The 19830-nt window shown below is 70.6% G+C and carries 18 protein-coding genes; 5 read left to right on the plus strand and 13 right to left on the minus strand.

What is annotated here, in order from left to right:
- Positions 1–22: 22 nt before the first annotated feature.
- The 7 genes from lpdA to Hrr1229_RS06240 all read right to left on the minus strand — a co-directional run bounded on the left by lpdA (position 23) and on the right by Hrr1229_RS06240 (position 7769).
- Positions 23–1450: a dihydrolipoyl dehydrogenase gene (gene lpdA / locus Hrr1229_RS06210; RefSeq protein ID WP_123113699.1), complete on the minus strand. Its 1428-nt coding sequence runs from the start codon at positions 1448–1450 to the stop codon at positions 23–25.
- Positions 1450–3117 (minus strand): dihydrolipoamide acetyltransferase family protein, encoded by a 1668-nt coding sequence (locus tag Hrr1229_RS06215; protein WP_123113698.1) that lies wholly within the window; start codon positions 3115–3117, stop codon positions 1450–1452. Before Hrr1229_RS06215 ends, lpdA begins: the two co-directional genes overlap by 1 nt.
- A gap of 48 nt (positions 3118–3165) precedes the next feature.
- Positions 3166–4152, minus strand: a complete 987-nt coding sequence (locus Hrr1229_RS06220) for an alpha-ketoacid dehydrogenase subunit beta (protein WP_123113697.1) — start codon at positions 4150–4152, stop codon at positions 3166–3168.
- Complete coding sequence (gene pdhA / locus Hrr1229_RS06225; protein ID WP_123114901.1) at positions 4153–5256, minus strand: pyruvate dehydrogenase (acetyl-transferring) E1 component subunit alpha; 1104 nt, start codon at positions 5254–5256, stop codon at positions 4153–4155.
- Between the two features lie 361 nt (positions 5257–5617).
- A complete protein-coding gene (locus Hrr1229_RS06230) occupies positions 5618–6040 on the minus strand; it encodes a CopG family transcriptional regulator (protein WP_123113696.1) in 423 nt (140 codons plus the stop codon).
- A 126-nt stretch (positions 6041–6166) separates the two neighbouring features.
- Positions 6167–6841: a DNA-binding protein gene (locus Hrr1229_RS06235; protein WP_123113695.1), complete on the minus strand. Its 675-nt coding sequence runs from the start codon at positions 6839–6841 to the stop codon at positions 6167–6169.
- Position 6842: 1 nt separating this feature from the next.
- Entirely contained in the window at positions 6843–7769 is a 927-nt protein-coding gene (locus Hrr1229_RS06240) for a replication factor A (protein WP_123113694.1), read from the minus strand.
- Between the two features lie 780 nt (positions 7770–8549).
- Between Hrr1229_RS06240 and Hrr1229_RS06245 the strand changes: the two genes are divergently transcribed.
- The 4 genes from Hrr1229_RS06245 to Hrr1229_RS06260 all read left to right on the plus strand — a co-directional run bounded on the left by Hrr1229_RS06245 (position 8550) and on the right by Hrr1229_RS06260 (position 12959).
- A complete protein-coding gene (locus tag Hrr1229_RS06245; RefSeq protein ID WP_123114900.1) occupies positions 8550–8852 on the plus strand; it encodes a hypothetical protein in 303 nt (100 codons plus the stop codon).
- Positions 8853–8936: 84 nt separating this feature from the next.
- Positions 8937–10130, plus strand: coding sequence for a hypothetical protein (locus tag Hrr1229_RS06250; RefSeq protein ID WP_123113693.1), 1194 nt, complete (start codon positions 8937–8939; stop codon positions 10128–10130).
- Between the two features lie 97 nt (positions 10131–10227).
- Positions 10228–12123 (plus strand): ABC transporter substrate-binding protein, encoded by a 1896-nt coding sequence (locus Hrr1229_RS06255; RefSeq protein ID WP_123113692.1) that lies wholly within the window; start codon positions 10228–10230, stop codon positions 12121–12123.
- The gene (locus tag Hrr1229_RS06260) at positions 12120–12959 is read left to right on the plus strand and encodes a phosphatase PAP2 family protein (protein WP_123113691.1); all 840 of its coding nucleotides are present in this window, start codon (positions 12120–12122) and stop codon (positions 12957–12959) included. The genes Hrr1229_RS06255 and Hrr1229_RS06260 overlap by 4 nt, the downstream gene beginning before the upstream one ends.
- Before the next feature lies 1 nt (position 12960).
- Here the strand turns inward: Hrr1229_RS06260 and Hrr1229_RS06265 are convergent, their stop codons facing one another.
- Positions 12961–13632 (minus strand): DsbA family oxidoreductase, encoded by a 672-nt coding sequence (locus tag Hrr1229_RS06265; protein ID WP_123113690.1) that lies wholly within the window; start codon positions 13630–13632, stop codon positions 12961–12963.
- An 85-nt stretch (positions 13633–13717) separates the two neighbouring features.
- Between Hrr1229_RS06265 and Hrr1229_RS06270 the strand changes: the two genes are divergently transcribed.
- On the plus strand, positions 13718–14596 hold the full coding sequence (locus Hrr1229_RS06270) for a bifunctional hydroxymethylpyrimidine kinase/phosphomethylpyrimidine kinase (protein ID WP_123113689.1): 879 nt from the start codon (positions 13718–13720) through the stop codon (positions 14594–14596).
- 28 nt (positions 14597–14624) lie between these two features.
- On the opposite strand, the gene Hrr1229_RS06275 is transcribed toward Hrr1229_RS06270, so the two are convergent.
- The 5 genes from Hrr1229_RS06275 to Hrr1229_RS06295 all read right to left on the minus strand — a co-directional run bounded on the left by Hrr1229_RS06275 (position 14625) and on the right by Hrr1229_RS06295 (position 19742).
- Positions 14625–15422 (minus strand): ZIP family metal transporter, encoded by a 798-nt coding sequence (locus Hrr1229_RS06275; RefSeq protein ID WP_123113688.1) that lies wholly within the window; start codon positions 15420–15422, stop codon positions 14625–14627.
- A gap of 228 nt (positions 15423–15650) precedes the next feature.
- Complete coding sequence (locus tag Hrr1229_RS06280) at positions 15651–16424, minus strand: hypothetical protein (RefSeq protein ID WP_123113687.1); 774 nt, start codon at positions 16422–16424, stop codon at positions 15651–15653.
- The gene (locus tag Hrr1229_RS06285; protein ID WP_123113686.1) at positions 16424–17557 is read right to left on the minus strand and encodes a signal peptidase I; all 1134 of its coding nucleotides are present in this window, start codon (positions 17555–17557) and stop codon (positions 16424–16426) included. Before Hrr1229_RS06285 ends, Hrr1229_RS06280 begins: the two co-directional genes overlap by 1 nt.
- A complete protein-coding gene (locus tag Hrr1229_RS06290; protein WP_123113685.1) occupies positions 17557–18975 on the minus strand; it encodes a SipW-dependent-type signal peptide-containing protein in 1419 nt (472 codons plus the stop codon). Before Hrr1229_RS06290 ends, Hrr1229_RS06285 begins: the two co-directional genes overlap by 1 nt.
- Positions 18972–19742, minus strand: coding sequence for a hypothetical protein (locus tag Hrr1229_RS06295; RefSeq protein WP_123113684.1), 771 nt, complete (start codon positions 19740–19742; stop codon positions 18972–18974). The genes Hrr1229_RS06290 and Hrr1229_RS06295 overlap by 4 nt, the downstream gene beginning before the upstream one ends.
- Between the last annotated feature and the right edge of the window lie 88 nt (positions 19743–19830).

The raw sequence follows: 19830 nt of genomic DNA on the forward strand, positions 1-19830 counted from the left end.
TAGCAGTCGACTCGGCTCGCGACTACCGATTCAGCGTGTGAATCGCCTGGCCGCGGGCGTTCTCCGCGGCCTCCATCACCGCCTCCGCGAGCGTGGGGTGCGTGTGGACCGTCGCCGCCACGTCCTCCAGCGTCGCCCCCATCTCGATCGCGAGCGCGACCTCGGCGACCAGCTCGGAGGCCTCCGGCCCGACGATCTGCCCGCCGAGCACGAAGCCGGTCTCCTCGTCGGCGACGAGCCGGACGAACCCCTCGGTGTGGCCCGTCGTCATCGCGCGCCCGGAGGCGTTGAACGGCATCTCGCCGACGACCGGGTCGAACCCCTCGGCCTCGGCCTCCGCCTCGGTCATGCCGACCGTCCCGATCTCGGGGTCGGTGAAGACGGCCGCGGGGATCGCCTGCTGGTCGAGCGCGGCCGGCTCGCCGGCGATCACCTCGGCGGCGACGATCCCCTCCGTCGAGGCCGCGTGCGCGAGCATCGGCTCGCCCGCCACGTCGCCGACGGCGTGGATATGCTCGACCGCGCTCCGCGTCCGGTCGTCCGTCTCGATGAAGCCGCGGTCGTCCGTCTCGATCCCCGCGTTCTCCGGGTCGAGCCCGTCCGTGACCGGCTGGCGGCCGACGGCGACGAGGATTTTATCGACGCCGTACGTCGACTCTTCTCCCTCGTCCGTTTCCGTGTGCAAGAGGTAGCCGCCGTCGGCCGCCTCGGACCACTCGCTCGCGCCCTCGCCGAAGGAGAACTCGACGCCCAGCTCCTCGGCGCGCTTGCGGACGATCCGCTTCACGTCGTCCTCGTAGGGGTCGAGGATGTCGTCGAGCATCTCGACGACGGTCACGTCGGCGCCGAGCTTCGCGTACGTCGTCGCCAGCTCCATGCCGATGTAGCCGCCGCCGACGATCCCGAGCCGGTCCGGAACCGTGTCGGCGTCGAGCGCGTCGGCCGAGGTCCAGACGTGGTCCTCGGCGAAGTCGAAGCCGGGGATCTGGACCGGGCGCGACCCGGTCGCGACGATCGCGTGTTCGAACTCGATCGACTCGGAGCCCTGCCCCTCGCCGCCGTGAGCGACGCGCGCGGTGTGCTCGTCGACGAACGAGGCGGTCCCCGGCACGAGGTTGACGCCGTTGGCCTTACAGAGCTTCTCGACGCCGCTCGTCAGCCGGTCGACCACGCCGTCCTTCCACTCGACCATCTTCCCCATGTCGACGGCGGGGTCCGCGTGGACCCCCATGAACTCCGCGTTTCCGGCCTCGTGGGCGAGGCCGCTCCCCGTGATCAGCGCCTTCGAGGGGATACAGCCGCGGTTCAGGCAGGCACCCCCGTAGGCGTCCTTCTCGACGAGCGTCGTGTCGAGCCCCTCCTGCGCGGCGCGGATGGCGGCGACGTAGCCGCCCGGTCCGCCCCCGATCACCAGTACTTCCGTTCCGGTTGCGATGTCTCCGACGACCATTATTGAGTCAACAGCAGCAGCGGGTGTTCAAGGTGTTCCATTACGGTGTTCGCGAACTCGGCCGCCACCGCGCCGTCGACGACGCGGTGGTCGATCGACAGCGACAGCGGCAGCGTCGGCGCCGCGACGACCTCGCCGTCGCGGACGACCGGCCGCTCCTCGATGGCGCCGAGCCCTAAGATCGCGGTCTCGGGGTAGTTGATGATCGGCGTGGCGTACTCCCCGCCGATGGCGCCGAAGTTGGTGACGCTGAACGTGCTCCCCTTCATTTCCGCGGGCTTCAGCGTCCGCTCCCGGGCGCGCGTCGCGAGGTCGCGCACCTCCGCGGCCAGCTCGAAGAGCCCCTTCTCGTCGACGTCGTCGACGACGGGGACCATCAGTCCGGCGTCGGTCGCGACCGCGATCCCGAGGTTGTACTCCTTTTTTAAGACGATCTCCTCGTCGTCCTCGCGCAGCTCGCTGTTGAGGTAGGGGTGCTCTTTCAGCCCCGCGACGATCGCCTTCATCACGAACGGCATGTAGGTGAGCTTCACGCCGGCCTCCTCCGCCTGCGGTTTCAGCTCCTCGCGCGCCGCCACGAGGGCGTCGACCTCGGCGGTGTCGTGGTGGCTGACGTGCGGGGCGGTGAACTTCGATCGCTCCATCTGCTTCCCGATGGTGCGGCGCACCCCGCGGTAGGGGACGGTCTCGTCGCCCGCGTCGGGCGCGGTCGCCTCGTCGCCGGCGGCGGACGCGCTCGCCGCGGGCGTGCCCGCGTCAGCGGTCGCGGCCGCCGTGCTGTCCAAGTCGACCGGCTCCGGTTCGGGCGCCGACTCGGCCGCCGTCGCCGACTCCAGCGCGTCGGCGTACGCCCGCACGTCCTCGCCCGTGACGAACGCCTCGCCGTCGCGGGTCTCGTCGGTCGGCACGTCGTCGACGTCGACGTCGAGGTCGCGCGCGAGCTTCCGCGTCGCCGGGGTCGCGAGCGTCGTCTCGCGGCCGGCCGGCTCGGGGGCCGCGCCGGAATCGGCGGTCGCCGAGGGCTCGGCGGCGCCCTCCTCGCCGCGCTTGCTCACTGCGGACTCGCGGTCGCCCGAGCCGACGTCGGTCGGCGTCGGCGCGGGCCGCGGTTCGGGGGCGTCGTCGCCGGGGCCGCCAGCCTCGGCGCTCCCGCCTCCTCCTTCCGCGTGCGCCCGCACGTCGGCCTCGGTGACGCGGCCGCCGGGGCCGCTCCCGTCGACCGCGGCGACGTCGACGCCGAGTTCGCGCGCGAGCCGGCGGGCGGACGGCGGCGCGAAGGTGCGGCCGCTGGGCGTCTCCGGCTCCGACTCGACGGCGGCGTCCGCCTCGGTCGGCTCCGGTTCGCTCGCATCCGGGCTCGCCTCGTCGGCCTCCTCCTCGTGGGCGGCCGAGCCGGTCTCGTCGGTCGGCTCCTCGGCGCCCACATCGTCGACGCGGAACGAGATGATCACGTCGCCGACGGGGACCATCTCGCCCTCCTCGACGAACAGCTCCTCGACGGTCCCGTCGTAGCTCGACGGGACCTCGACGAGCGCCTTGTCCGTCTCGACCTCCGCGACCGGCTGGTCCTCCTCGACGCGGTCGCCGGGGGCGACGAGCCACGACACCAGCTCGCCCTCCGCGACGCCCTCGCCGACGTCGGGCAGCCTGAACTCCTCGACTGTCATGCGTCGACCTCCGCGACTGTCATGTGGTGGATCTCCGCGGGAGCCATCTTAAAACTCGACCGCCTCCAAGATTCCCTCCTCGATGCGCGCCGCGGTCGGGAGGTAGTAGTCCTCCAGCGCGTACAGCGGGTAGGGCACGTCGAAGCCGGTGACGCGCTTGACGGGCGCCTCCTGGTACAACAGCGCCTCCTCTTGGATGATCGCCGTGATCTCCCCGGCGAGCCCGCCGGTTTTGGGCGCCTCGTGGACGACGACCGCGCGGCCGGTGCGCTCGAAGGCGTCGACGATCGCCTCGCGGTCCAGCGGGGAGACGGTGCGGAGGTCGACGACCTCGCACTCGATCCCCTCCTCGGCGAGGCTCTCGGCGGCCTCCAGCGTCGGGCGCGTCATGGCGCCGTAGGTGAACACCGCCACGTCGTCGCCCTCGCGGCGGGTGGCCGCCTCGCCGAGCGGGACGGTGTACGGCTCCTCGGGCACCTCCTCGCGGAACGCGCGGTAGATGAGCTTCGGTTCGAGGAAGATCACCGGGTCGGGGTCGCGGATCGACGCCGCGAGTAACCCCTTCGCGTCGTACGGCATCGAGGGGATGGCGACCTTCAGGCCGGCCTCGTGTGCGTAGAAGGCCTCCTTCGACTCGGAGTGGTGCTCCGGCGCGCGGATCCCCCCGCCGTAGGGGGCTCGCAGCGTCATCGGGAGGGTGAACCGGCCCCGGCTCCGGGCGCGGAACCGCGCCATGTGGGAGACGATCTGGTCGAAGCCGGGGTACATGAACCCGGAGAACTGGATCTCCGGGACCGGCCGCAGCCCCATCGCGGCCATGCCGACCGCGGCGCCGACGATGCCCGACTCCGCCAGCGGGGTGTCAACGACGCGGTCGCCGCCGAACTCGTCGAAGAGCCCCTCGGTCGCCCGGAAGACGCCGCCGTTCTTCCCGACGTCTTGGCCCAACACGAGGACGTCGTCGTCTTCGCGCATCTCGCTGTACAACCCGTCACGCACCGCCTGTACGACGGTGAGGTTCTGTGTGTCGCTCATTTACTCCTCCAGGAACGCCTCGTCGCCGTGCGCCTCGCGGAAGGCCGCGAACTCCTCCTGCTGCCGCGCCAGTTCGGACGGGAGCTCAGCGTACGCGTGCTCGAACAGCTCGCTCGGCTCCGGCCGTGCCGCCGCCTCCGCCGCGTCGATCGCGTCGGCGACGCGCTCCTCGACCGCGGTCTCGATCTCCGCGACGCGCTCGTCGTCGAGGATCGCCTCCGAGCGGAGGTACGCCTCCAGCCGCGGGATCGGGTCCTTCGCCTTCCAGCGCTCGACCTCCTCGTCGTCGCGGTAGACGGTGGGGTCGTCGGCGGTCGTGTGCGCGCCGAACCGGTACTGGATCGCCTCGATCAGCGTCGGGCGGGGCCGGTCCGTCTCCGGCCCGCGCGCCTTCTCCACGGCGTCCCGCGTGACGCTGTACACCGCGAGCGGGTCCATCCCGTCGACCTGCACCCCGTCTATCCCGTACGCCTCGGCCTTCTGGGCCAGCGTCGCGCTCCGGGTCTGCCGCTCGCGAGGCACGGAGATCGCCCACTGGTTGTTGTTACAGAAGAAGACGGTCGGCGTGTCGAAGACGCCGGCGAAGTTGACCCCCTCGTGGAAGTCGCCCTCGCTGGTCGCGCCGTCGCCGAAGTAACAGAGGAACACCTCGTCGGTGTCGCGGAGCTTCGCGGCCCACGACGCGCCCGTGGCGTGGGGGACCTGCGAGGCGATGGGGACGGCGACCGGGAAGACGTTGACGCCCTCGGGCGCCTTGTTGCCGGCCTCGTGGCCCATCCAGTAGAGGAGGGTCTGTTTCAGCGGGAGCCCGCGGACCAGGGCGGCACCGTGCTCGCGGTAGGAGGGGACCATCCAGTCGTCCTCGGCGAGCGCCGTCGCGGAGCCGATCTGCGCGCCCTCCTGTCCCGACAGCGGCGGGTACGTCCCCATCCGTCCCTGTCGTTGGAGGCTCACCGCCCGGCCGTCGAAGTGCCGGGCGAGCCGCATGTGTCGGTACATGTCGACGAGCGCCTCGTCGTCGAGGTCGGGGACGTCGCCGACGACTTCGCCGTCCTCGTCGAGCACGCGGACCGGATCGTCGTACGCTCTGTCGAATACGCTCACGGTCGGACCCACCTGTTCATGTCCAAACGGTTCGCCGCCCGGGTAATATTGTTTTCGTAAATAATTTATTATAATCAGAAATCGGTGTGTGGCCTGAGAAACTGTCCATCAGATTGCGAGGGAATCGGACGTTTTTGTACAACTCGCTCCGAGGCCGGCAATATTTTCGGCGCCTCGGCGGTTTCCGCTAATATAACGAACAAACAGGAGAGTTTCGCAGCGGGTCGGAACCGCGACGGGAGTCGGAGTCGCGGCCGGATGGGGTCGCAACTCAGGGGAGTCGAGCGGCACGAAGCGTGCGGGCGAGCGGCACGAAGCGTGCGGGCGAGCGGCACGAAGCGTGCGGCCGCCGGCCCCTCGGTTATCCGAGTCGGAAGGAGGGTTCGTCGCGCTCGTCGCGGTCATCGCGCTCGCCGTCGAGGTCCTCCAGGTGGATCACGTCCTCGTCGTCGTCGTCCAGCTGTTCGCGGAGGTGGTTGACGTACCGCTTGTACTCGTCCAGCTGCTCGCGGAGGTGGTCGGCCTCCAGCTCCAGCCGCTCGTGCTCGCGGACGAAGCTCTTGGGGACCTCGACGCGCGGGGGGAACACCTCGCCGGTCTCGGTCTCGCTCTGGAGCTCCGCCTCCGGGACGGCGCGGACCTGTCCGTCGTGGGCAACGAGCGTGTCCACGTAGTCTCGGAACACCGCCGACAGCGAGATGTCCCGCTCCTCGGCGATGTCTCGGAGCGCCTCGAACGCGTCCTCGTTGACGCGGAACGAGATCGTCTTGTTCTTGTTGCCCATTACCGGAAGATCCCTCTCGCGATCCACTTAAGCGTTTGTCAGACGGTGGCAGGGAACGGGGAATACCGACTGTTTCGGGCGTGAGACGCCCGATCTCTCCACGGAGCGGGTCGGCCTCGGCGCCGCTCAGGGGTCCGGCGTCCCGGCCGGACCCGTCGCGTCGGCGTCGTCGGGAACGTCTCCGTCCCCGAGGCCCTCGTCCGCGGCGTCGCCGGCGAGCTCGTCGCCGGCGCCGTCGTCGAGGTCCTCCAGCGCCGACAGCGCGGCGGCCTTGTACGTCTCGGGGTCGAGGTCGTACTCCTCGCGGGCCATCCGCGCGTACTCGTTGCCCTCGTCGTCGAACGCGGCGACGCGCTCGACGGTGCGGCGGGCCGTCTCGGCGACCCAGCGGTCGCGGGTGGCGGCGTCGACCTCGGTGATCGACTCGGGGCGGACGGAGACCCGGACGGTGCCGTCGTCGGTCTCGTACGTCCGGGGCTTCCCCACGACTGCGACGTAGGCGGGCGGCTCCAGGTCGCGGAGCTTGGAGGCGGCCTCGGGCTGGTACTGGCCGGCGTACACGAAGAACGTGCCCGTCGGGTCGACGATGCGGCCGCGCCAGTACTCGCTGTCCTCGCCGACGTCCTCCTTCTCGGTGAGGGTACCGACGAAGAAGACGCGGTTCGAGGACTCGCCCGTCGGGAGGAGCGCGTAGACGGGGGCGCGCTCGTCGTCGGACTCGGTGAACGTGTAGCCGGCGTCGTTGAACTCGCTCGCGAACACGCGCCGGGCGACCTCTCGGGTGGGTGCGGATTGACTCATGTTAGATCGACCTCGCTTCGATCAGCGCGCTTTCAACGTCGACGGCGCCCGGGTCCTCCATCTCGTCGACCAGGACGTACCGGCCGAACGTGGGACCGGTGACGCGGTAGTACCGCCCGAGTACGTCGTCGGCCATCTCCTCGGCGACGACGGTGGTGTCGAGCGCGTCCATCGCCATGTCCTTGGCCTCCTCCAAGCCCATCCCGGTGAGCTCTTCGGTGGCCTCGCGGTCGAAGATGACCTCGGTGACGGTCTCGCCGTCGTCGAGGACGCCCTTGATCCGGAGGTCGAACTCGCCCTCGACCTGGCCGTGCTCGGAGCACCGGCCGTTCTGGAGGACGCGCGTGCAGTCGTCCTCGGGACAGCGCTTGATCAGCCCGGAGCCGGACTGGATGTCCACGAGGGCGCCCTCGACGGTGTCGGCGTTGTCGCCGACCTCGATCTCCTCGTCGATCTCGGTGATACCGGTGGTCCGGTTGAGCTTCACCGAGTAGCTGCCCTCGTACTCGTCGGTGACGACGTTCGAGAGCTCGTACGCCTGTCCCTCCGTCAGCTCGGGGAGATCGGAGGTCTCGAAGGCGACGAACTTGATCGTGCCCGACTCGTCGCCTAAGAGTCCGACCTGCGAGATCGAGTCGCTACGGGGCTCCCAGAGGTCGACCAGCGTCACGCGCAGGTCGACCCACTGTTCGTCCTCGTCGATCTCGTTGACCAAGACGGACTCGCTGCCGCCGCGGCCGAGCTCGTCGCGCTCCATCCCGGCGTCTTCGAGGTAGCTGTTGGTGACGCTCCGGCGCGCCTCGTCGACCGGGACGCGGTACTCGTTGACGAGGTTCTCCAGCCGCTCCTCGACCTCGTCGGCGTCCACGTTGAGGTGGTCCGAGAACTGTTCCGCTATCGCTTCCGCTTCCTGTCGCAGTTCGCTCATGGGGTGTCTCCGCCTCCGGTCGTGTTTCAATGGGAGGCGTACGCCGGTTGGTTCCTCACGGTATTAAAAATCCCGCAACCACGGTGAAAGTGGTCGTCTCCGACGCGCTGACCGGCCTCTTCCGGCGGTTCCGGGGTTCGACGGCCGGCCGCGTCAGACGCTCGTACGCCACGCGCGGGCTTCGTTTCAAGTGGAACCGTACCACGCGAAGCGTCCCCACGCGCCGATGGGAACTTCCGCGAAGAAGACGTCGCAGACGGCCACGGCGGCACCCATTTAAAACGGCTCGGCCGGACGCAACGTTCATTTATAAACAGAGCGCGGTGGCGCGCCGGTGAGCGCCCAACGGGCCGAACCGCCCGCGAGGGAGTCGCTGGCGCCCTCGGCGCCAGCGACGAGGCTGGGGAGGCGTGAGGTGCGGTTGCGGTGCGGGCGGGACTCAAAGGGGCAGTCGCGAGGACGGCGCAGGCGACGTAAGCACTGCAGGGAGTGAGCGAAGCGAACGACCGAAGCGCGCAGCGAGCGTGTGCCGTCCTCGCGACTGGGGCTTTGAATGCCTTCACCGCGAAGTCATCGATCACATATCGCCGAACGGCTGGGGCTTCGGATATCTTCACCGCCGATTCGGAGTCAGCCATTTATAAGCGATCGACTGGAGCTTCCGAGAGGTCCACCGCGACGGCAACGATAGATACACCTCCCACACCGGGCCCACCAACTAGGCACCCAGCGGCCTCGTCTCGCCAACGGACCTATATTCCGCGCGCCGGTACGACCCCCATGGACGACCGACTCGAACGCGTCATCCGCCGGAAGCTCCGCGAGGCGGGCAAGCAGTTCGAGGAGGCGAAGCGGGCGTACGCCGAGGGGAGAGACGACCCCGACGGCGACGCGACCGGGGCGGAGCGGTACGACCTCCCGACCGACGAGGACGGCCGAGCGCGGATCGTCTGCCGGCGGCACGCGGAGCGGCGGGCGGTCGCCGTCGACGCCGGGGGGCGCCCGTCGTGTTTCGACGCCGGCCACCCGGACTGCGAGGGCTGCGCGGAGGACGTGCGCGACGGGTACGTCGAGACCTGGTGAGCCGGGGCTCGGCCGACGCGCCGACCGGAGCGCGGCCCCGCCGACCACCGAAGGCGTTTTGATACTGGCTCCCTCGGGACGGTCATGAAGCGGCCGAGGGTCGTGGTCGCGCTCCTCGTCGTCGTCGCGGTCGGACTGGCGCTTTCCGGCGCCTTCTCCGGGCCGCCCGCGGAGGAGCCGGCGGCGTCGACGGTCCCCGAGGAGTCGCTCATCGCGGTCGAGGGCGACTACCGACTGTGGCCGTATACGAGCCGGAGCACGTCGATCGAGGGGCGGACGCTCGCGATCAACGTCGTGTTCCACGCCGACGCGGCGGCGACGCGCGCGGCGATCGAGAGCGGCGCGGCGGCCGACTGGGAGGAGACCGACGAGACGGAGTCGGCGACGACCGCCGACACGGAACAGGTGCGGGCGTTCGTCGAGCGCGACTGGGACGACGCACGCAGCTCGACGCGGTACACCTACGTGGAGGGGCCCACCGGCGGCGTCTGGCTGACGGAGACGTTCGAGCTCCACGACGGGGCGTACCTCGGCGTGCGCGACCACCTCCGGGCGTACGAGTCCCCCGGCGGGGCATACACCGCGATACAGGCCCACGAGGAGTACTACGACTGGTTCCGGCTCCGCCACACGGTACCCGGGATCGACGAGCCGGCGGTCCGGCTGGAGGACGAGTTCATCCGCGGCGGGGTCGACGCCGAGGTCCGCCGCGAGTACCGCGGGATCGAGGGGGGATGGAGCGACGGCTGGATCTCGGTGATCGAGCTGGCGTCGCTCGCGACCGTCGGCGGCGTGCTGCTCCGGCGCCGGACCCGGACGGCCGCCGTCGACCTCGCGCGACGGAGCCGCCGGGAGGCGGCGAGACACGCTGACGCCGCGGTGCTCGGGGCCGCGCTCGCCGCCGTCGTCGTCGGCGTCCGTGCCGCCGGGGTCGGGCTGGAGCTCGCGTACCCGAGCCTCCCGCCGAAGGCGATCGCCGGCCCGCTGTACCTCGTCCTCGCCGTCGGCCTCCCGGCCCTCGTCGTCTTGCGGGCGCGCGAGTGCGACCCGGCGGCGGCCGCCCTCGGCGTCGCCGTCGGGCTCGGAGCGGGGTTCGTGGTCGACTTCGCCGCGCTCGGCGTCGCGGTGCCCCCCGACCTCATCGTGCACCGGATCGCGCTGCTCGCGGCGCTCGGCGTGGTCGCCATCGGGCGCGCGGCGGCCGACCGCCCCGTGCTTGCCGCGGGGGCCCTCGCGTGGGCGATCGGACTGGCGCTCCCGCTCGCGGACGTGATCTGAGGCCGGAGCGCGGCCGAGGCTCCCGGAGCGGTCGATCGATCCCGGCCGACGGCACCACAGAAGAGATATACGCCGGCGCCGAAAGAGGAAGGGACGAATGAACGGGCAGGTCAGCCGGCGCGAGGCGCTCGCGGGGATCGGTCTGGGGGCCCTGAGCGCCGGCTGTCTCGGTCGGACCCGCAACATCGCGGGCCGCGACCGGTCGTCGCAGCTCACGCTGCGGATCGTCGCCGCGCCGGCCGACAGGGACCCGAACGCGATCCGGATCGCCCGACACCTCGCCGAGAATCTGAACGCGGTGGGGATCGACGCCCGGATCAACACCCTGAACCGGACCGACCTCTGGCGGAAGGTGCTCATCAACCAGGACTTCGATATATACGTCGGACAGTTCCTGGAGCCGGAGCCGTTCGATCCCGACGCGATGTACGCGTTCACCCACTCGCGGTTCGTCGCCGAGGCGGGCCGGCAGAATCCGTTCGGCTTCACCGACGTCAACGGCGTGGACGAGCAGCTCGAACGCCAGCGGCGGGCGGAAGGAGAGCGGCCGGAGGTCGTGGCCGAGCTCCAGCGCTCGCTGTGCGAGCTCCAGCCGTTCACCGTCGTCGCGTTCCCCGACCCGCTCACCGCGGTCCGCGAGGAGCGGTTCGAGGGGTGGACGAACCGACAGCCCCTGTCGGTCGGCGCGCTGCTGGGCCTCGAGCACGCGGGGACGAGCGACGAGGCGGGAACAGCGAACGGAACGACGGAGGGCGACGCGGGAAGCGGCGAGAACGCCACGGCCGACGGGGAGACCGCCGACGGCGGCGCCACCCTCCGGCTCGTCACGACGGACGATCAGATCACGGAGAACTGGAACCCGATCGCGGCCGAGTACAGACGCGAGGGGACGTTCACGACGCTGCTGTACGACCAGCTCGCGCTGGTGGACGGCGGCGAGGTCGTCCCGTGGCTCGCGGCGGGGTGGGAACGGGTCGACGAGGGGACGCTCGCGCTCGACCTCCGGGACGCCCGGTGGCACGACGGCGAGCCGGTGACCGCGGGCGACGTGGCGTTCACCTACGAGTTCCTCCGCGACACCTCGATGGGCTCGCTCGAGGCGGCGGTGCCGACGCCGCGGTTCCGCGGCCGGAGCTCGGTCGTCGAGTCGGCGACGGTCGTCGACGAGGGACGGGTCGAGCTCGAGATCGGCGACGTGAACGACGCGGTCGCGGTCCGGGCGCTGCAGGTCCCGATCCTCCCGGAACACGTCTGGTCCGAGCGGACCGACGCCGCGACCATCGCCGGCTTCGAGTTCGACGTGGAGACGACCGAGGCGGTGGTGTCGACCAACGAGAACCCGGTCGGCAGCGGGCCGATACGGTTCGTCGAGGCGACGGCTGAGGAGTCGGTCGTCTTCGAGCGCAACCCGGACCACTTCCTCGTCCGCGCGGACGCGACGGACGGGGAGACCGCGGACGGAGAGAGCGACCCCGCGGCGGGGATCCCGGAGCGGTTCCGCGGGAAGCCGGCCTTCGATCGGCTGCGGATCGAGGTGTCGCCCTCGGACATCGCCGCGGTGGAGGCGGTCAGCGACGGGATCGCGGACGCGACCGTTTCGACCCTCGGCCCGGACGCGGTCCCCCGGGTCGGGAGGGAGGCCGACTCGCGGCTCGTGACCGGGCGCTCGGGCGGGTTCTACCACGTCGGGTACAACGCGCGGCGGGCGCCCCTGTCGAACCCGCGCTTCCGGGCCGTCCTCGCGTCGCTGATAGACAAGCAGACGCTCGTTCGCGAGGCGTTCAGCGGGTACGCCGAGCCGGCGACGTCGCCGCTGGCGGCCTCGCCCGAGTGGGTGCCGGACGACCTGCGGTGGGACGACCGGGAGACGGACCCGGTGTACCCGTTCGTCGGAGAGGGGGGAACGCTCGACATCGGGCGCGCGAAGGACTTGCTCCGGGAGGCGGGGTATCGCTTCAACGACGCGGGGCACCTGCTCTCTCGGGGGGGATGAGCCCGCTTCTGTCGGTCGTCGGCTCGCTCGTGCTGTGGGTCGGGGGAGCGCTGCTCGTGGCGGGGGCGGCGATCGTCGGTCCGCACCGGCTCGCCCGCCTTCGGACCGAACTCGCGCCGCGGCTGTGGAGCGTCCGGCGACCGCTCGTCGCGCTGGGCGCGGTACTGCTCGCGAGCGCGGTCGGTCGGAGCGCGCTCCAGACCGTCTCGGAGCTGTTCGGGCTGCGCCTGACGGGGCTGATCTACGCTATCGAGGGCAACTTCGTCGCGTGGGTGCAGGCGACGTTCGTTACCCCGGAGCTGACGGTGTACTTCTCCGGGATATACGTGTACGGGTACGTGTTCCTGCTGGTGTTCCCGTTCGTCGCCTACCTCGCGCTGCCGGACACGACGACGCTGAAGCGGCTGATCGTCGCGTACGGGCTCAACTACTCGATCGGACTCGTGGTCTACACGGTCGTGTACGCGCACGGTCCGCGGAACCTCATGCCCGACATGGTGACGTCGCTGCTGTTCACGTACAACCCCGACTTCATGGCGCTGACGAGCGAGGTGAACGAGGCCGCGAACGTCTTCCCGTCGCTCCACACGTCGCTGTCGGTGACGGTCGCGACGTTCGCGGTGCTGACGCGCGGGGAGTACCCGCGGTGGACGCCGGTCGCGCTGTGGCTCTCGACGTCGGTGGTACTCGCGACGATGTACCTCGGGATCCACTGGCTCACCGACGTGATCGGCGGGATCGCGCTCGCGCTGGGGTCTGTCTACCTCTCGTATCGGTTCGTCGACGAGGAGGGGGAGACCGACCGCGACGTCGACGTCGACGGCACCGCCGCCTAGCTCAGGCGCCCTCGACGAGCCGTTCGAGCTGCTCCGGCGGGACCGCGCCGCGGGCGGCGTGGCCGTCGAACGCGAACGTCGGCACGCCGGTGATCCCTCGCTGTCGCGCCGCGTCGAACAGCTCCGTCACGCGTTCGCGGAGGTCCTCGTCGTCGAGTGCGGCGTCGACGACATCGGCGCCGAGCCCCTCGACGTCGCTCGCGATGTCGGCGAGCACCTCGCGGTCGCCGATGTCGCGGCCCTCCTGCCACAGCGCCGCGAACACCGCGTCGTCGAAGGCGGGCCACGCCTCGGGGGCGGTCTCCTTCACGTGTACGGAGACGAGCTGGGCGGGCAGCGAGTCGACCTCGGTCGCGATCTCCTGGGCCATGTCGACGCCGTACTGCTCCTGCAGGCGACGGACGTTCTCGCGGGCCTGCGCGTAGTAGTCGTCGCCCTTCCCGTCGTCGACGTCGTGGTCGATCGTGCCGTCCGGGTTCCGCTTGCCGGCCCGGAGGTCGAACGGGTGCCAGTCGACCGCGAGCGGCTCGTCGCGCGTCTCCTGGTACTCGGCGAGCGACCGCCGGCCGAGGTAGCAGAACGGGCAGACGTAGTCGGAGTAGACGGTGATCGACTCGGTCGCGTCGCCGGCCGAGTCGCCGTCGGCCGCGTCGTCGGAGTGCGTGTTCGACATACCTCCCGTTCGGCGGCGAGCGGCAAAGGGCGTTCGGCGGCGGCGATCGCCACGATTTAATATTACTAAGTGGTACCACTCAAGTATGACACACGCTCGCGACCCCGTTTCCCCGCCGGTCGCGCTGACGATCGCCGGCAGCGACGCCGGCGGCGGTGCGGGGGTCCAGGCCGACCTGAAGGCGATGACGGCCCACGGCGTCTTCGGGACCGCGGTCGTGACGGCCACGACGGCGCAGAACACGCGCGGCATCGAGGACGTCCACGCCGTCCCGGCCGACCACGTGGCGAGCCAGTACGAGGCCGTGGTCGAGGACTTCGACGTCGGCGCGGTCAAGACGGGGATGCTGGCCACGGCGCCGATCGTCGAGACCGCGGCCGACCTGCTCGCCCGTCTCTCGGCCCCGGTCGTCGTCGACCCGGTGATGGTCGCCGCGACCGGCGACCGGCTGCTCTCGCCCGCCGCCGAGGACGCCTACGAGGGGCTGATCGAGGGGGCGACGCTCGTCACTCCCAACGCCGACGAGGCGGCGGTGCTATTCGGCGAGCCGGTCGAGACGCCGGCGGACGCCGAGGCGGCCGGCCGGGAGCTCGTCGCCCGCGGCGCCGAGGCCGCTCTTATAAAAGGCGGCCACCTCGACGAGGGCGGCGAGACGGTCGTCGACACGCTCGTGGTCGGCGACGCGAAGGGGAGCGGCGGCGCTGGCGACGCCGGCGACGAACTCGGCGACTGCGACGACCCGACCGTCGTTCGCTTCGAGAATCCGCGCGTAGCGACCGACGCGACGCACGGCTCCGGTTGCGCGCTGTCGAGCGCGATCGCGGCCCGGCTGGCGCGCGGCGACCCCCTGCGCGAGGCCGTCGCACGCGCGGTGGACGAGATGGAGTCCGCGATCCGTCGCGGCTACGACGTCGGCGAGGGGCCGGGCGCGGTGAACCCGACGGCGTTCGGCGGCGACCGCTGAGGCGATCAGAGACGGGCCGCGGCCTCGATCAGAGGAACGCGAGAGGGACCATGAGCACGACGCCGAGCGCGATCCCGCCCGCGAGCACGGGCTTCCCGCCGCGGGGGAGCGCCGCGCCGGTCTCGAGCGCCTCGGGGATGAACTCGGTGGCGACGAGGTAGATCATCGCGCCGGCGGCGAACCCGAAGCCGTACGGGAGGAACTCCCGGGCGTACCGGACGAACGCGAAGGCGAGGACCGCACCGATCGGCTGCGGGAGGCTGGAGAACACCGACCACCAGACCATCTTCCACTTCGAGACGCCCATCGCCCGCAGCGGGATCGAGATCGCGGTCCCCTCGGGGACGTTGTGGATCGAGATCGCGACCGTCATGAACACCGCGAGCAGCGGGACGGTGAACCCGAACAGCGAGGTGCCGCCCGCCAGCCCGAGGTCCGCGAACGAGACGCCGACGGCGACCCCCTCTGGGAAGCTGTGGACGGTCAGCACGCCGAGGATCAACACGAGCTTCTTGAAGTCCGCCTCCTCGTACTCCCGCGGGTCGATATCGGCGTCCAGCAGCACGTCGTGCGCGACGACGACCAGGACGACGCCCGCGGCCAGGCCGACCCCGATCTCGACCGGCGTCCCCTCCGCGAGCCCCTCCCGAACGAGCCCGAACAGCGACGCGGAGAGCATGATCCCCGAGGAGAACCCCCACAGCGCCACGTTCCCGCGGTCGCTGATCGAGTCGAAGAAGAAGAACGGCAGCGCGCCGATCCCGGTCGCGAGGGCCGTGATCAGCCCGGCGACGAAGACGAACGCGAACGCGTCGAGTGCGACCATACGTTTGCGGGAAACTTCGTCAGTCCGGTACATAATCCCGCCGACGAAACCCGGAGTCCGGGAGCGGTCATCCGATACTGCGAACGAGGCCGGCGAGCAGCAGGATCAGGAACAGCGCGAGGAGCAACAGCAGCACCCCGAGCTTCGTCCCGGGCGGAGGCCGGCGAGCGCACGCCCCACCGCCGCGTTTCGGTGCGGATTCCCGCAGCCGGGTCGGCGAGCTCACGCTCACACCCCGGTCGGGGCGGACGCCGCGACGTCCGAACTGGTCGTTTCAGACCCCTTCTCCGCAGGATCCGGAACGTTCCCGTCGAACGTCGTTTCGTCTCCCGTCGGCGCGGGCTCATCGTTCGTCTTCGGCTCCTCGTCCGGCGCGGGCCCCTCGTCCGGCGCGGGCTCATCGTTCGTCTTCGGCTCCCCGTCCGGCGCGGGCTCATCGTTCGTCTTCGGCTCCCCGTCCGGCGCGGGCTCCTCGTCCGGTGCCGATTCGTTCGTCTTCGGCTCCCCGTCCGGCGCGGGCTCCTCGTCCGGTGCCGATTCGTTCTCGGACGGCGCGGGCTCCTCGTCCGGTGCCGATTCGTTCTCGGACGGCGCGGGCTCGGTATCCGGAGCCGTGACGTTCTCTGGCGCCGGTTCGGTTCCGTTCTCGGGCAGCGCAGTTTCGTTTTCCGGAGCCGAAACGTTCTCGGAGCTCGGGGCGGTCGCGTTGCCCGGCGGCACCGAGACGGTCTCGGGAGCCGACGCGTTCGCGTTCACCGATCTCTCCGTCGCGTTGCCCACGGGCGCTGTCGTGTTCGTCTCGTTCCCAACCGAGAGCGTCGACGTCCCGAGATCGCCGTCCGTCGACGTTTCGATCGGGGCGAACTCCTCGACCGTTTCGAACGTCGTCGTCACGGTCGCGTTCGACGTGAGCACGGCGAGCGTGAGGCCGCCGCCGAACGCGACCGCCCACACCAGCACCGCGACGGCGACGAGGCCGACGAGGCCGCGGTTCACGGCCATCAGTCCACCTCCCCGGCGCGGTCCGGCTGTGACGGTGGGGTGGTCGGCGGCGACTGAAGCTCCCCGGACCCGTCTGTCACTGTCACCGATCCCGACGGCTCGACCGGGTCAGTCGCTCCGTCGTCGCGCTCCGCTCCGCGGTCGTCATTCGCCACGTAGTCGTCAGTCGCCACGTAGTCGTCATCCGCCCCGTCGTCCGCGGCATCGCCGCTCGCCGCGCGGTCGTTCGCCGTGTCGTCGTCCGCCGCCGCCTCCGCGCTCGGTCGGTTCCGGTCGAGGACGCCGCTTGCCGGCACCCACGTCGCGAGCGCGCCGAGCAGCAGCGTCGCCGCCGCGACCGCGACCGCGATGGCCGCAGCGGTGCGGAGCTGGACCGCGACGTAGGCCGTGTACGGCGCGAACGCCAGCAACACCGCCGCCGCCCCGCCGACCGCGTCGACGGAGACTCCCGGGGAACCGGTCGCGGCGGTCTCTGCGGGCGCCACGTCGGTTTCGGCGGTCTCGACGCCTGCCGCGTCGGTCCCGGCGGACGCCGCGGTGACGGGCGCCGCGGTCGCGTCCGCGTCGACGACTCCGTCGGCCGGTGCGTCCGGCGCCTCCGAGCCCCCGTCTACCTCCTCGCGGCCGCGAACGATCGACCAGACCTCTGTGACCGCGAGCAGCCCGAACGGGAGCAACACCAGCGTGACGAACCCGGCCTGGGTCCCCGCGAACTGGATCACGTACCCGATGTACGGGATCGTCAGCGCGACCACGCCGACGAGGTTCCCGGCGGGGACGAGCCCCGGGTCCGGCCCCTCGTTCGCGTCGCCCATCGTCTCGAAGGCGAGGGTCCCGCCCTCGCCGACGACGTCGATCACGCGGTGGGTCACCGGCACCTCGCTCGTGCCGCGCATGAACGTGATCACGTCGCCGTCGACGACCGTCGTCGGGTCGCGATCGGCGACGATCACCACGTCGCCCGGCGCGATGGCGGGCGTCATGCTCGCCGTGAGTACCACGAAGCTCTCGTCGGCGCCGACGATCTCGGGCGCGGCGTACACCGCGAACGGCGCGACGAGCGCTAGCAACAGGACGATCCCGAGTACGTTCGCCGCCTTCTTGAGTCGTGGTGATGTGAGTGTGTTGTGCATCAGATATCCTCCGAGCCGCAGATCGGCGCGTCCGTCGTAGTCGTGCCGCCGTCGATCTCGAACTCGCCGTCGGGTCCGAACCGCATGCCGACCGCGAGCGGCTCCGAGCAGCTCACGTGAAGCGATATCGGCTCCCCGCCGTCGACCGTTATCTCGACCTCCGGGCCGAGCTTGTCGGGGCCTTTCCCCTTCCCCTGGCGCTCGACGTCGCTCCCGTCGAGGGTGAACACGTCGCCGTTAGCGACCGTTCCAGTGAACAGCGTCCCGCCGGTGCCGCCATTCGTCGAGACGACGGTGACCGACGGCTCGTCGTCGCCGCGGTAACGCATGTCGAGCGTCGCGAGCGAGGCGTTCTCGTCGTCGCAGACGACGCAGTCGACCGTCTCGTCCGGCTCGTCGGGGTCGTCGCCCGAATCGGAACAGACGAAGACGACGATGTTGCTGATCCCGTACCGATCGTCTCCGTCGGGCTTCAGGGGGGCGAACAGGATCTCGCCCGTCTCCGCGGAGATCGGGTCGATCTCGTAGCGTTCGGTCCCCTGCCCGCCCTTGATCTCGACGGTGCACACGTCCGGTCCGGGGTTTCCGTCGGGGCCGCGGAGGACGAACGCGGCGCCGACCGCCTCGCCGTCGTCCTTCGTCTCGACCTCGGTGATCTCAATCGCATGTGCGGCCACGCCCTCAGGGAGTTCGGTCAGCGGAAGGACGTCGCCCGGCGCAAGTGTCGCCTCGATGTCGTCCGCCTTGCCGAACTTGACGCACGCGGGGCAGTCGTCGCCCGGCTCCTCACAGACCCGGTCGGCGAAGGGGTTCGACCCCGCCGCGTCCGCCTCGGAGACGTGGCGACACTGCTCGGCGTACAGCCGGAACGAGAGTGAACTGTTTTGTCCAGACAGCGAATCTGGCGCGTCGACGGGGAGCTCCGCGAAGACCTCGACCTCGATCGAGCTTTCGGGATCGAGACAGCCGATGTCGATCCGTTCGCCGTCGACGAGTCCGGCAGCGACCGTGGCGAACGGGCGGAACCCGCCCGTGATCGAACTCCCGTCCACGCGGACGTCGACTTCGAGGGCGTCCGAAAGGTCGTCGTTGACCGTGGGACACTTCGCCGCGAGCCAGACCCTGGCGGGGTTCGTCCGAACTTCGATATTGAACGAGTCGAAGGCCCTCTTGTCCGGGCCGCGTCCAATTCCCGACACGTCGACCGCGAAGGCCCCGTCGGAGACCGTTTCGTTCACGACCAGCTCGACGGAGCCGGCGCCGAAGACGTTGTCCGGGAACGTCTCGCGGTCCGAGAGGTACGCGCCGGTCCCGAGGCCGCTCGCCATCCCGACGGCGCCGACGCCGCCGATGCTCGCGAGGAGCCGGCGCCGGCTCAGGCGGCTCGGGCGCCGTCCCGCGTCGTTTCCGGGGGTCATGCGCTCCCTCCGGCGGCGTCGCCGCCCGTCAGGACGTTCTCCTCAAAGGGGTTCGCCTCGTCGTCGCAGTCGACCGCGGCGAACTCCACGCGGAAGTCGACCGCGCCGCCCTGTCCGGCGTTGCCGCCATCGCCGAGAAACTCCCACTCGAAGGTCAGACAGCGCTGCTCGCCGGGCCCGAGGCAGCCGTCGCCGAGAATCCCCGGACGCAGTTCGACCCCGTCCGCGAGCGCTGACCCGTCGATCTCCGCGAGCGTTCCGGCGTCGATCTGCTCGCCGACGGCCGCAAACTCGCTTTCGGCGCCGCCGCAGCTGCCGATTCCGAATATCCCGGTATCGTGCCGGATGTCGAGTCTGATGCGCTCCGCGAGGGCGGCGCTCGCCGCGTCGGCGGTTTCGAGGTGCGGATCGATCTTCAGCCACACGCGGGCGGTGTCCTCGGGGTCTTCCAGCCGGAGCCCGACGCTCGCCGTTCCGTAGTCGTGCGGTAGCGCGTTTTCGACGTCGAATAGCCGGATCCCGGCCGCTTCGACGTCGTCTTCGGCGTCGGTCGGGCTCGAATCGACGACCGTCCCGTTCTCCGTGCGCCGCCACCCGACGAGCAGATTCAACGGCGTGTCCGTCTGGGCGTACGTGTACGCCGAGTACTCGTCCCAGTTGTCCGTTCCCGTCCGCCGTCCGGAGGCGGCTCCGAGGGTCGCGAAGCCGACGGCTCCGACGCCCGCGAGTGCCTCCCGCCGCGTGAGTCCCGATTCTTTTTGTGTCATTGTGCGTGTGTGCGGCTCCGAACGGCCGTTTCGTCGATGCGCTTCCTCTCGTCTATACCCCCGTACGCCGACTGCGCTGGTATGTATG

The organism is Halorubrum sp. CBA1229 (assembly GCF_003721435.2).
GTDB lineage: Archaea > Halobacteriota > Halobacteria > Halobacteriales > Haloferacaceae > Halorubrum.